This window comes from Saccharibacter sp. 17.LH.SD (genome assembly GCF_009834805.1).
GTDB lineage: Bacteria > Pseudomonadota > Alphaproteobacteria > Acetobacterales > Acetobacteraceae > Saccharibacter.
In genome coordinates, this window is sequence record NZ_WVHO01000010.1 from 39,807 (window position 1) to 52,772 (window position 12,966).

Sequence of the window (12,966 nt, forward strand, 5' to 3'; positions counted from 1 at the left end):
GATCAACTAAAGTTTCTTCGACTAAAGGCCAAAACTAAACAGATAGCTTGCAGGTTGATCCGTTTTCCAAATTTGGCAGCCTCCTACGTACTCCTTTTATCGCGATTGGGAAGGTAAATCAAATTTTTTTTATTAATAAGTTGTTATAATTGTATTTAATTATAACGAATCTGCCCTTTTGTAGGGGAAAGTCCGGCAGCCTCCGGGAATGCGGGAATGATGTTTCGGTGACTGCCGGTATGTCACATGTTTATGAAAGCGTCGGGTAGTCTGTGTAACCCTTTTCCGCACCACCATAATAAGTCGCGTGGTCCGCTTGATTAAGAGGAGCGTTCGCTTTTAGGCGAGCAAGGAGGTCTGGGTTTGCCAGAATCAGCTGGCCGTAAGCCTCCATATCCACAAGGCCACTCGCGACATCCTTCCCAATTTCTTCACGAGGGTGCCCCGGACGATTAAGAATGAACGTACCCGCCCAGTTTTTGCGGACATATGCCAAAAGCTCTTCATTTCCTTGATGCATAATATGCACATAGGAAAGGTTCAGCTTATTCAGTTTCTCAATGAGGTAATGATAGAGATCCGCATAATCTGGGCCTTCATTAATGCCCCAGAGCGTTGTCCCTGGTGCAAAACGAATGCCTGTGCGGTCAGCCCCAATTTCTTCAGCAATGGCTGTCGCGATTTCAATGGCAAAGCGAGCACGATTTTCGATCGATCCACCATATTCGTCCGTGCGGGTATTCGCGCTTGGAGCGAAGAATTGCTGAATCAAATAGGCATTAGCGGCATGGATCTCCACACCATCTGCGCCAGCTTCAATCGCACATTTTGCAGCATGGCGGAAATCCTGAACTGTTTGACGGATCTCCTCGATACTCAGAGCGCGCGGGGTCGGGATATCCTGCATCCCTTTAGCTGTAAACATCCCTGTACCGGGGGCGATAGCTGAAGGAGCCACAGGCTGACGATGGTGAGGTGTGTTGTCAGGATGGCTCATACGGCCAGCATGCATCAGCTGGATATAAATATGTCCACCTTTTGCATGAACAGCAGAGGTAACTTTTTTCCACCCTTCAATATGCTCTTTGGTATAAATGCCTGGCGTCATGAGATAGCCTTGCCCGTCGGCAGATGGCTGTGTTCCTTCCGCGATGATAAGGCCAACACTTGCACGTTGTGCATAATACTCAGCCGCCAATGGCCCTGGTGTCCCATCGAATTGCGCACGGCTACGCGTCATAGGCGCCATGACGAAGCGATTGGGGAGGGTAGCTTTGCCCAACGTAACTGGTTGCCAAATATCTGTCATAATACGTAATACTCCTTAGTCAGCATCACACCTCAACAGAGGTTGTTCTGTTGGCATGATGCATGCGTAGCTGTTGCCGTCAGAATTGTTTCCCTAAAAATCGCGAAGAAATCACTTAAGAGAGGAAATGATCCAAACATTATGAATAACATGCTTTTGTAAAAGCCATTTCCTGAACCAACAGCGTGCACTCATTCAAGTGTAATGCCCCTTAGGAGAGGTATGCAAGGGATGTTGTTATATTATTAAATTTCTCTGTTTCTAGATGGTTTTGTCTTTACGAGAGATATGAAAGAAATTTATTTCTATATCGTAACTATTTTAATAAAAATAATCGTATATGGAATAAATTAATTTATCGGGTGCATTATATCACAGATTCATACGTAATATTGAAAGTAGGCAGATAAATTTTCTGTTCGCAAAAATAAATAATTGACAATATAACTATCATAATTACGGGGAAGATCCGTTTGTGACCATCAAATTTTGGCCGCATATTTCTATCACTATTAAGCAGGTGCCTAGGTATTTATGGGCACCTGCTTCCCTGTTACCATTATATACAGGGTGTGATTATTAAACCTAATATCTACGATTATGGTGTTTCATAATCGCTATTGGCTACGTTATTTTCCAACCAGACCATATCCCAGAATTTAAGGGAGGGTAGTGTAAAGATAATGTAGCTTCCTGAACGATCTTGATATTTAGTGTAGGCCAGTCTGATAGGTGCACCATGGTTTATGTCAGGGCTAGCCGTGTAAAGGTCGCCAATTACGCCCCCCGCTGTCACATACATTTTGAGCTTAAGAGGCCCCGTTTTGATCGGGTCGGCGGCATTAGCAGCATTATCGTTTACGTCATGAAAGGAGGCTGTGCTCATCTGCTGATAATTTAACAAGTGCAGAATATCAAAGCCGCTACGATGGTTCTGGAAGAGCCAAACTTTCCCAGCTGTTGCTGTTGTGCTCCCTATTGCCCCCGATAGAAGAGAGGGTGAAGAAGCAGTAGATGCATGAATGTTTAAGCGTAGAAGTTTCTCATACGCTACCCCAAAATTCTGGTAGTCATATTCGCTTTGTACCATATCTGGCTTCGGGCTGGCTAAGTTACCAATTGGGTAATCATCATTGCTGATGAAGCGTGCACCATCCCCAGCTTGCTGCTGGCCATCCACGATCCACGCATGATGGGCACCAGTCGCCAGAATAGTTGCTTCTTGATAGAGAACACCCGGCGTATTGAACGTGCAGAGTTTTGGGCCTCCATTGATAGAACATTCTTTAGAAACTGAAAATATTTTATTCAGTCCCATATCCCAATCGAGGCCAATATTATTGGGCTTACGATCAGCCCATCCCCAAACCTGCCGCGCTTTGGTCAGAAAATCTCCAAACGTACTAATATCGGACCAATTGTTCCATCTCTCTGTGAAATGATAGGCCTCGCGACCAGATTGAACCAGATCCTGCTCGTTATAAGAGCCCGCAGGGTTTAGAACTAGTGGTCCTTTTATATAATTTTGAAACGTTTTCAAAGATGAAGAATAAGCCGTATCCATAACAATACGGTTACCTGACCAATCCCAAAGCGCCGTGTTGATAGTACCATATGTATCTACAAACAGGCCATCAAACCCAAGATGACTCTGCATTAATTTAGCTTGCTGCCCCCAATAACGCTGCCACGCAACATTATTGGGGTTCATATAAGCAATGTTTGATTTACCCGTACTGGGAAATTTGAAAAGATCAGCTATTGTACATTTGGATCCACAAGCACGTGTGAACATGCCCCATGAAAGCAGCACATTAGAACCATCCCGAGTAAAATCCGGTGCAATACCATAGTTCACTGCGTAGAGTGGCATATACATGAGTGTTCCCATGTGGAAGAATTTTGCTGCAGCGATATGTTTTTTGATCAGGTCTACACTAATACTCTCATTATCCCCATTGACCCATGATTTCCCTTTAATCCATGGCTTATGCCACCGATAGAGCATATTATAGAGTTGCAGATTATTACATTTGTACGCGTTCAAGCTCTGAACATCAGCATGTGGGGTACTAAACATATAGGGCTTCCATCCACCCCAATTCGTAAAGGCACCAACAACCCAGCATTGCCGGGGATAAGTCCACCAATCAGAGGAAACATCAAAGGCCCCAGCTTCCTGATCCAGTTGATGTCCCTTTTGATCAGCAGCAATCAAATTGACAAAATAACCCTGCCAATTTGTATGATAGGAGGGGAACTGAAGTTCTGCCGTTGTGGTCGCTCCAGCTGCTAATCTGGAAATCATAACGGATACAGGTTTGCCTACCGGTACGCCACGACCCGTCACTGTCCCCGTGATCGTTCCTGTAAAGGGCGCCCCTGTCCGGTTAGTCAGTGTCACGAACATTCGAGGCTGCTCGCTGCCGCGGTAATGTGAAAGATCGGTATTTACCGATTGGATGAGCGCGCCTGACAGGTGAGGCTCAGCATGAGCTAATCCTCCGATAAAAAAGAAAGGTAATGACGTTAAAATACGTTTTATTACCTGCATGGCGTATCACCCCGATAGGTATCACCTGCGGCATCACCCCACATGGCGCGGGAAGTGAATGATGGCGCAGAGGTTAGAATATTGAAGGTTCGTATCAAGCTTCCGGTATCGATTTTTCTATTCCCAGACGCTTATACGTTAACCTAACTATTACCAACCTAAGAGGCAATATACATATTTTCACACGTGTTGAGTGAAATAGATGCTGGATTAAATTCCTTTATTCATCATGTGGCTGTGCGCTATCTTTTATACTCATAACATCGTCTTAAATGTGCTATTAGGTTTCAAACAAACGGGTCGAAAATCATTAGACGTGATGAATTATTGTCCTTAGATATCATTTTTCTGACATTCCGCCCGTATTTCCTGACGCAGCACCCCATAATCACGCATCATTACAGGAAGTTCCTGCATATTTTGATTGGTTTGAAGTTCCATAGCTGCTTGTTGTTGCTCTAATGCCGGATAGTTTATCAATGAAGGACAAAGAGGGGTGAAACGCGCAGATGTGCACCCCGAAGTGATGAGGAGTGCCCAAGCCACCCAAAACGCTTTCATCAAAACTTTCCTCTTTTTAGGAGAGTAAGAAGCTGAGTTGTATTGCGTATGCCATTTGCTTGAACGGCATTCATTCGTTCTGTAGCCTGAGCCAGTTGTTCCATTTCAGAAGAGTGACGCTTACTTTCGGAAAGGCGTGCATTATTACGTCCTGAACGGTACATAAAAATAAGCAAAGCCGATAAAAATGTAATAAGAACGAAAAAAACACTGACAATAAGATAAAGGCTCATATAACTCGCTTTTATAGAATTTTTCTTAAAGAAAATGGGTAAATCAATGTTGAGATTTAGAGTGTATCACTTTTAGAATCTCATAAATTCCTCCTTCAGTTTCAGTAATACCTGTTTCCACACGCTGAATGGCTGCGAGAAGTGCATTCACGTCGTACTTTCCCGCAAGTAGGGGAACAAGTTCATCTCCCACAGAGCCAATGATGGTTGAAAGTGCATGGAGACGAAGTTTAGTAGTGGCACTCTCACTGGACTCAAGTGCACCATCAATAAGCGTATTAAGCCCGGTCATAACATCAGATACTGTTGTCATATCTATTTTCCTTTTATCATATGTCAGAGAATGTCACGTAGAGGGTGGCTCATCCTGTTGCCGTGTGCGATCAATTTCTTTGATGATGGCAGGTGTGACGACTTGTCCGATCAAACGTGCTGTTGAATTGTCAGGGAGAAGAGTTGGAAGCGCGGCAAGGAGCAATGTTGTGCTCATTCCAGGAGATAAAGCACCCGTAAGTGCTCCAGTAATTCCACCGACAAGAAGAGAGAACCCTGTTAGGGTCGTTGGCTGCTGCACCCATTGGCGCAATCGTGTAAGAATTTGAATCATAAATCATCCAATTATAAAAACCGCTCTTACAAGCGTTAGGTCATATAAGAATGAAAAACGTGTCATGATCTTTAGAAACACAATAATATTACACTCTAACCACCAATAAAATTTCTTAGTAGAGAGTAAAGGCCAACAGCCAACCCACCACCAGCACCACCACTAATTGTTAAGATCATTGTTTTTTGATTTGTTAATTTTCTCATTTGAAGAGAAATATCTGAAAAACCTTGACTCATTTGATTAGAAAGAATGCTAACTTTATCAGAAAGAGATTGGATACTTTCTTGTGCATAACGTTGTTTTGTTTCTAACGTAACAATACGTTCTCGAATTTCATTCACTTCGTCGCGTGACACATGGTCATCGTCTACCATTTTAGAAATAACCTATTCATCAAGCGACGTTGGTTGGGGAGGAAGATTTCCCCAAGCGCGGTTTTCAACCGAAAGAGCGAAAAGACCTTGATAATAAGCAAGAGTCCTTGGCCCACAAAGACGCTTAATCATATGGATTTCAAGTTGCTCTCGAAGATCATTAAGATCGTTTTGTGCAACGGTAGAAATCATATTTTCCATATTAAAACGTGGATCTGATGTATCGGGGTCACCATAATTATGACCCCCTAGAATTTGGTCTGCCATAATATGGCTTCCTTTTGAGATGTGGTGGAATAATCAAGATGATAGGCGTTAGATGACCGATATTATATCAAGTGTTACTAAAGAATTCAGAACACCCACCTAACATACTAATATCCCAATATATTGGATTGGTCATAGATATATTCCTATTTTAGATTGGTTTACGTGATCATACAGGTGATATTTTAAGTATTTTGTTAAATACTTATATAATATCTGCTATATTTTTTCTAAAACTGAATATATTTTATGGTCTTCGAATTTGGATTTATTCGTTTTTTTGAACTTTTTAGAGAAACTATCGCGACGATCACTTTCCTTCGCATAATTGAGGCACACAGGAAAGGTTTTATCCAGAAAATAATTACAATATAGAATAATACTGAAATTAAAATATCATTAAAATGCGGCAATAACATTTGATGAGTAAGTATTAAAATCACGTGGAGATGACGCACAACGCGAATACTCATTCCCAAAAACTTTTACATTTGTGACACCTGATCCAAGCCATATAGAACCTTGAACAAATTTCAAAAATGACGCATTCTCGTTCATCAAAATTTGCTGGCCAGAGGCTTCACATAGAATATTCCCTGTAATAATGCCTCGTGTTGGTAATGTTGTGCTCCCATTGGCAGATATTTCAATATTTGGTGACATAATTCCATTGTATTGATCCCTAAGATTAGACGCAAAGAACTGCCCTCCATCAATAACAAAATCAGCAATGCCCATATCTAAAACAGAGAGGCCAGAATTACCAAACCGACCGCCATGGAAACGAACTGCTTGCGCGTAAGATCCTATGGATGCTGTCGTCGCTGCCCCTCCATAGTTCTTGCTATAAATATGTACAACATGATCGCTAACTTGGTCCTGACCTAGGAAATAACCATCATAAAACTCCCAATCCTGAATATCGGAAGCCTCTACACAATGTGTGCAATTTTCAGCTTCAAAGTCATGAAAACGCGAATAAGCCGGACAAGCCTCACCATTATTACCTTCTATGGGTGAACAATAAGCAAGGATACCATATTTAGCATCTTCACAAACCGAATGGTCAATGATGATACTTTGAGCAAAATCATGATATAAAAAGCACGTTGAGTAATGTATATCGTCCTTATTGGGGATATGCTTCACAACCCCATTAAAAGACACCCGAGACACACGCAAAAGGTCGGCGCGTTTATGACAATCTGCGATAAGAAGGGAAGGGTTATTGGTACCACACTGTGATGCATCTCCGAAAAACTCAATACCAACCCCTTTGAGATTCATAACGCTGACATCTTCAATCAGATTCCCGGCACCACCTTCTTCACGGAAAAGGTTTGAAATATTAATAGTTGCAATATCTGTAATGCTGGAATGTTGTAGCCACGAGAAATCAAAGACTGTTGCGGTAGGAGACATTGCGGTGCCATCAACAGAAGCATGGGAGATGTGAATGCCGCTTCCATAATCACTCTGTGTCATACCGGTAGCAAACGCTGCTTTATGGTCTCCGGTATTGAGTTTGAACACTGTTCCACGCCAGTCTTTTTGTTCTGAACTTGTGTTTCCGTTGTTATTACCTTCCAACGTCACGCCATTACAAGGAAATATAACAGAGGAAATAACATAAACCCCAGACGGAAAGAAAACAGTCCCCCCGCTTCCTGTGTAAGCGGGGTTACAGACGGCATAAATAGCTTGTTGTATAGCGTATGTGTCATCTGTAATGCTGTCTCCTTTCGCACCGAAATCTTTTGCAGAGAGGCGGTCATTCAGTTTATCCGCAACGGAACGTGAAGGCACATTTTGCCAATTCGGTGCGTAGCTAACAGAATTAGCGTTTATATCATTCGCTAATGCCGGAACGAGACTTAATAGTAAGAGACATCCAAAAATGAAGGATAACCCTTTAATAGAAGAGAATATTTTTCTCATCGTTATATCCTAACGGTTACAAAACGATTCATGGCGAAATTCGAATGACGAACTCACGTGAATCAATATTTATGCGATAAGTATGAGGCATCGCATTAGATAAATAAGGTAGATATAAAATGAAACATTCATAGTATTATACTTATCATAAAAATACTTTATATCTGGTATGTTTATATAGATAAATAGTATCATTACCCAAGTATTATGGCATAATATCGCACAATATTAACTTTTTTATAACGTAAGTGTTCCAGACATAACCGGAACACACGAACCCCGTAAAAGAGCCGTTATGCCTTTAGAGGATCGCACAGCCTCAATATCCATTCTGCTAGGGCGTCCCATTTCGATCCCCTGATGGATGATAAAATGTGCTTTATCTGCCGTTGGCTCAAGCGATAACAGTAAACAGGCGAGCGAAACGTTCGCGCCTCCCGTAGCCGGATCTTCCCATGTTCCAGTCAGTGGGGCGAACATACGTGTATGAAGCGTATGGCCTTCTTTCGCATAAACATGAACAGCAAAATCATTATTGTCCTGAGGACGTGCTGCAAGAGCTGCTTTAAAAGCCTCATGATCGGGAAGACAACGCCCAAGGGCGTCATGCGTTATCTCCGCCATGACATAAGCTCTGCCATTAGAGGCAAGAACCGGGAGATGGCGCGACGTCACTATGTCACGGTCATTCAAACCCAGCACATTGGCAATAATCTCGGCTGAGAAAGATTCCCCAAGGCTAAGCGGCTTTGGCGTTTCTAATTCTACGGAAAGAGGGAGACCACCATGATCTCGTTCAATACGGATCGGCACACAACCTGAAGGAATTTCAAAGAACATCTCGCTGAGTGTTGGCTCTTTCATAGCCAACATAAATGCTGTCCCGATGAGTGGATGCCCAGCAAAGGCCATTTCAATCTTTCGATTAAAAATACGAATACGTGCTGTATGAGAAGGGTCTTCTGGCGGGAAAACAAAAGTCGTCTCGCTTAGATTAAACTCCGCGGCAATGGCACGCATCGTCGCCTCATCGAGAGAACTATCTCCCATAACAACGGCTAAAGGATTTCCACCAAAGCGGGTCTTCGTAAAAACATCGACGGTAAAAAAGGGAAGCTGAGGCATAAAGATTCCGTTTAAAATTCACGAAAAGATAGGCCAATTTTTTATCCTGATAAAGATCTTTTTGGATCACCGGATAAAATATTCTGCAATCAAAACTAGCTCTGAATAGCTTCTAGGAAATGTGGAATATTTGTGTGTTCATCAGCCGCTCCATTTTCCGTATTATACCATCTTTTGTGATAAGCACTCAATGCGGCGGCATCAGTAGCTTCAGGAAGTGGGGCAGGAGCACGAAGATACTTCACGCGCGCCATGGCACATCCATAACGCAAATTACTCATTAACTGATTAACCGGCGTGTCATCATGGCTTTGCATCGCTAAAAGTGCATCCGTAAGGCTATGATGCGCAGGGAAGTTCAAAAAATTTTGCCAACAATCATCATGTGTAAAAGGCTCCATCTGCCATAACCCTAAAGCAGGCCCAGAACCAAGTTGGCGAAGATAAACCCCACCACTTTCAACCAATGCCGTGCCTGTTAGGAGATTTTCAGCAGCAATAGACCATAACCCAATTGCCTTAAGAGTTGGGCGCACAATTTCCGTTTTAAGTTGGGAGAGGTTTAAACCAGACATAATATGGACTGCAATTTCTATAAAAAAGCCACCCTAAAGAGGGTGGCTTATAAAAAAACAAAGAGATAATATCTTATTGTTTTAGATCATGAGGCACGGGAGGCAGTACAGTACTTACCGTATCAGACCCGTCCACAATCGCTTGAAGTTTTGCCACATAATCACGTGTTTGTGGTCCAAAACTCCCCCCCATAGCGACAATCATCACCGCACTATTATGCACGTGATGTAAAGCATCTTTCGCCTGTTCTTTCACCGTGGGAACAGGGCGCTCATAAGGTGATAAAACACCTTGATAGAGTTGGGTTGGTGTTTGTGGTGCCACCAAACGAGCAGTCCATGCTTCATCCGCCATATCCAGCTTAACGGCTTTATACCCTGCAGAAGCATGATATGGGCGTGATGATCCATCCTTCTCATGTGGCTGATCATCCCATCCATAGACTAGAACCGGTTTAGAAAGATCAGCATCTTCTTGAACAAGAGCGTAATAATCTGATGTATTCATTGCACTGATCCAATCGCAATAATAGAGAGATCGCCACGTGTTGTTTTGGGGGTTCCATCAGAAAAGATACGTGTTAAATTAAATCCATTACGATCAAGGCTGGTATAACCACATAATGGAGGGGTGTAAGTTCCTGATGGCGTTGACGTTTTTGCAGTGATGAGAATTTGCACATCATCTGCCGTAAAAGCCTTTGGAAAGGTAATACGATCGGCATCCTGAACATTCACAGATGTAAAGCTTTGAATCAACGTACGTCGACGCACAGGCATTTCAGGAACATTATAGCCTTTATCGGTCAAATAAAGATCTTCATTATTCGTCCCAAGTAAAGAAGAATAGTATATTCGGTTGTATGTACCATAGACAAACATTGGGCTATCACCATCGCCATTCCAATGCACTCCAAGTCCGGAAAGATCTCGCGGTCCTAACGCGAAAGTACCCGATAAAAACTCTGACAACATATCGGTGGTTGCCATATTATCTGGCAAGGTTGCTGCCTTTCCTGGCGGAAGCTTAACGTTAATGGATGTAATATTTCCATTTTCATCTTGTCCCAAAAAGGTCGCTGTTGACGCTTCACCAGGGACAATAGGTGTTTGTGACGCAAGTTGCATAGTTCGTCTCTTCTTAATAAGAAAGTCTAAAGTTTTTTATAAAAGTTCCACCGGCTCCAAGGTGAGCGATCTTGATACCGGTGGCATTATCAGGGGGGAAAATAAGACTAGAGATATAAATCTCATTATTAATGATAATCTCAACCGTCGATACATCGTAAATAATGGAGATATTATAGAACAACCGCATTGGTAACGGAGCTTGATGATCTTGCAACCATGTTTGCTGGGCATTCTCATCATTTGTAACGAGAGGACGGTTTCCAGACTGCGCACGTGAAAGCGTTACAGTCCCACCATTTGGATCAAGCTCTAACCGTGTAAAATTGTTGTCCTTAATGCAGAAATCAATCTGAATTTTATCAGACCAATTGCGAGGCATATAACGTTTCAGAATAATATCAGCGCGCCAGGCAATACCAGGGTCAACAATAGAGGGAGACCATGTTTTATCTGACGTATCATCGGCAATTCTGATATCCCAATAATCCTTGTAGGTGGAATATGTTTCATGCTGCCCTTCAAGAAATGACATGTTTAAACGGTAAAATCCATCATCAGCACGAGCGAGAGAAAGCTCCGTGACAAGTGTCTGATTTCCTGTAAAACCTTGAGTTGGTAACTGGCTATAAACCCAGTTATCCATCCATCCCCAGCAATAGGTATGTCCATCATGCTGGAAAGCCGCTTGCGCGTAATAATCCGGACCATGATTGAAGAGGTGAGGCGTTGGCTCGTCTGGTGTGAAATGCGTACCATCCCAGGTGCCAACAAGGTAAGCAACACCGGCATAAGGCTTGCTATCCCATGTTTTGAGACAGAAAAGTAAAACCCACTTTGTTGTCCCATCTTTTGCGGTTATTTTCACAAAATCAGGCGTTTCAACCTGGCGCCAAGCGGCAAGGTTTGTAACGCTTAAAAAGGTCCAATGTTCTAGGTCTTTTGATGCGTAGAAAACAATTCCGTAATCAACAGTCTGCTTCATGAGCCATTGTTGATGCTCTTCATCCCAATCAACACGTGGATCACGGAAATCCAAACCGGCATGAACAATATCACCAGGCCCAGGATTTTCGAGAACGATCTTATCGAAAACAGGTGACAGTCCAAGATCAGGCGCAATAAACCGAGCGACAGATTGGTAAGGAGATGTACCACCCACTGGGAGAGTTATGAGATAAATAACAGCCCCAAACCCGTAGCCGGCTGTATTATTATGATCAATAACAACACTTCCGCCCCAAAGCATCTGTGTTTTAAGATTTCCCTGATAGAAAGGGAGGCGGTTAACCGTCCAGTTTTTTAGATCAGGAGAAACAATCTCAGACCATGTTGAAATAGGATAATCAGGGTTATCGTTTGTCAGCATCCAAGCCCGCCAAAAACGACGTTTTTCATCCCATACCGCCCGGCATGGATCATTAATCCAAGGGCGATGTTTCCCTTTCCAAAATAAAGTTGAATAGATTGACTGAGGAAGAGGTTTCTCTGTCTGTTGAAAAGGACCAGATAAAAAATCATTCCGAAAAGGTTCAGCCGTAATGTGGTTCAAGGGGCGATATTGAGAGAAATCAAGCCCTTCTTGAACTTGCACAAGGTCTGACAAAGCCGTTGCGGGTTGCCAAATAGCCGTCATAATGTGATCCCTTGCTTCTGAGCAGCCGCCATGAGACGCTGGCTCAAACGGGCCTGTTGTTGCTGGTTTCTAGCCCATTGCTGTTGTTGGCTAATTTTCACCATCAACTCCGCTTTTTCATTGAGGAAAAAAGTCTCATCATAGGCATCAAGCGTTGAGCCAATCATACGGACAGGTAATTTTGGCCCACCGCTGGCGGAAGCATTCCCGCCATATAAATTCACATTAGCCCATGATTTTGCTTGTGCTGTTTGTGCGCGATCCTGAACAGGATCTGTCATATTGTCATCAACGAGTGAGTAATAAAGCTGCGCAATATTATTCTTATCGCGGACAAGAGCGCCCTGAGGATATCCGCCAATATCTTGTGCATAAGCGGCATCATAAGAGCGTATTTGTCCGGCCTCACTCGCTTTTGCAACCACAGACAGCATTTTAAAGAGACTTTGTGTATCTGCCCCATTAATGGCAACGCCGCCCGATGTCAGTGGAATAAAGTTTTCGGCCGGGTATCCTTTCAAAATCGAGACACGACCACGCGCCTCAGTCGATGAAGGAAGGGGATAATTGACCAGACGTGGGTCAGCATCCCGCGCAAAGACCTCTGGAAAGAGAGGCGGTGAATCAGTTTGTTTCATGATATATCCTGAAATATC

General features: G+C 43.1%; 15 protein-coding genes. All 15 read right to left on the bottom strand.

Going from position 1 to position 12,966, the window contains the following annotated elements:
* Positions 1-250 precede the first annotated feature (250 nt).
* A complete protein-coding gene (locus GS501_RS04795) occupies positions 251-1,309 on the bottom strand; it encodes an alkene reductase (RefSeq protein WP_160830747.1) in 1,059 nt (352 codons plus the stop codon).
* Positions 1,310-1,907: 598 nt separating this feature from the next.
* On the bottom strand, positions 1,908-3,863 hold the full coding sequence (locus tag GS501_RS04800) for a glycoside hydrolase family 66 protein (protein WP_202405320.1): 1,956 nt from the start codon (positions 3,861-3,863) through the stop codon (positions 1,908-1,910).
* 333 nt (positions 3,864-4,196) lie between these two features.
* On the bottom strand, positions 4,197-4,424 hold the full coding sequence (locus tag GS501_RS04805; protein ID WP_160830748.1) for a hypothetical protein: 228 nt from the start codon (positions 4,422-4,424) through the stop codon (positions 4,197-4,199).
* The gene (locus GS501_RS04810; RefSeq protein ID WP_160830749.1) at positions 4,424-4,657 is read right to left on the bottom strand and encodes a hypothetical protein; all 234 of its coding nucleotides are present in this window, start codon (positions 4,655-4,657) and stop codon (positions 4,424-4,426) included. Before GS501_RS04810 ends, GS501_RS04805 begins: the two co-directional genes overlap by 1 nt.
* 43 nt (positions 4,658-4,700) lie before the next feature.
* A complete protein-coding gene (locus GS501_RS04815) occupies positions 4,701-4,970 on the bottom strand; it encodes a hypothetical protein (protein WP_160830750.1) in 270 nt (89 codons plus the stop codon).
* Between the two features lie 33 nt (positions 4,971-5,003).
* Positions 5,004-5,264 carry a hypothetical protein gene (locus GS501_RS04820; protein WP_160830751.1) on the bottom strand — a complete coding sequence of 87 codons (261 nt, stop codon included), beginning with the start codon at positions 5,262-5,264 and terminating at the stop codon, positions 5,004-5,006.
* Positions 5,265-5,359: 95 nt separating this feature from the next.
* Positions 5,360-5,641 (bottom strand): hypothetical protein, encoded by a 282-nt coding sequence (locus GS501_RS04825; protein ID WP_160830752.1) that lies wholly within the window; start codon positions 5,639-5,641, stop codon positions 5,360-5,362.
* Positions 5,642-5,653: 12 nt separating this feature from the next.
* The gene (locus GS501_RS04830) at positions 5,654-5,908 is read right to left on the bottom strand and encodes a hypothetical protein (protein WP_160830753.1); all 255 of its coding nucleotides are present in this window, start codon (positions 5,906-5,908) and stop codon (positions 5,654-5,656) included.
* Between the two features lie 399 nt (positions 5,909-6,307).
* On the bottom strand, positions 6,308-7,846 hold the full coding sequence (locus tag GS501_RS04835) for a glycosyl hydrolase family 28-related protein (RefSeq protein WP_160830754.1): 1,539 nt from the start codon (positions 7,844-7,846) through the stop codon (positions 6,308-6,310).
* A 237-nt stretch (positions 7,847-8,083) separates the two neighbouring features.
* A complete protein-coding gene (locus tag GS501_RS04840) occupies positions 8,084-8,971 on the bottom strand; it encodes a PhzF family phenazine biosynthesis protein (RefSeq protein ID WP_160830755.1) in 888 nt (295 codons plus the stop codon).
* 95 nt (positions 8,972-9,066) lie between these two features.
* On the bottom strand, positions 9,067-9,546 hold the full coding sequence (locus GS501_RS04845; RefSeq protein WP_160830756.1) for a hypothetical protein: 480 nt from the start codon (positions 9,544-9,546) through the stop codon (positions 9,067-9,069).
* A 73-nt stretch (positions 9,547-9,619) separates the two neighbouring features.
* Positions 9,620-10,054 carry a hypothetical protein gene (locus GS501_RS04850; RefSeq protein WP_160830757.1) on the bottom strand — a complete coding sequence of 145 codons (435 nt, stop codon included), beginning with the start codon at positions 10,052-10,054 and terminating at the stop codon, positions 9,620-9,622.
* Positions 10,051-10,674: a hypothetical protein gene (locus GS501_RS04855; protein ID WP_160830758.1), complete on the bottom strand. Its 624-nt coding sequence runs from the start codon at positions 10,672-10,674 to the stop codon at positions 10,051-10,053. Before GS501_RS04855 ends, GS501_RS04850 begins: the two co-directional genes overlap by 4 nt.
* Before the next feature lie 13 nt (positions 10,675-10,687).
* On the bottom strand, positions 10,688-12,310 hold the full coding sequence (locus GS501_RS04860; RefSeq protein ID WP_160830759.1) for a GH32 C-terminal domain-containing protein: 1,623 nt from the start codon (positions 12,308-12,310) through the stop codon (positions 10,688-10,690).
* Positions 12,307-12,948 carry a hypothetical protein gene (locus GS501_RS04865; protein WP_160830760.1) on the bottom strand — a complete coding sequence of 214 codons (642 nt, stop codon included), beginning with the start codon at positions 12,946-12,948 and terminating at the stop codon, positions 12,307-12,309. The genes GS501_RS04860 and GS501_RS04865 overlap by 4 nt, the downstream gene beginning before the upstream one ends.
* Between the last annotated feature and the right edge of the window lie 18 nt (positions 12,949-12,966).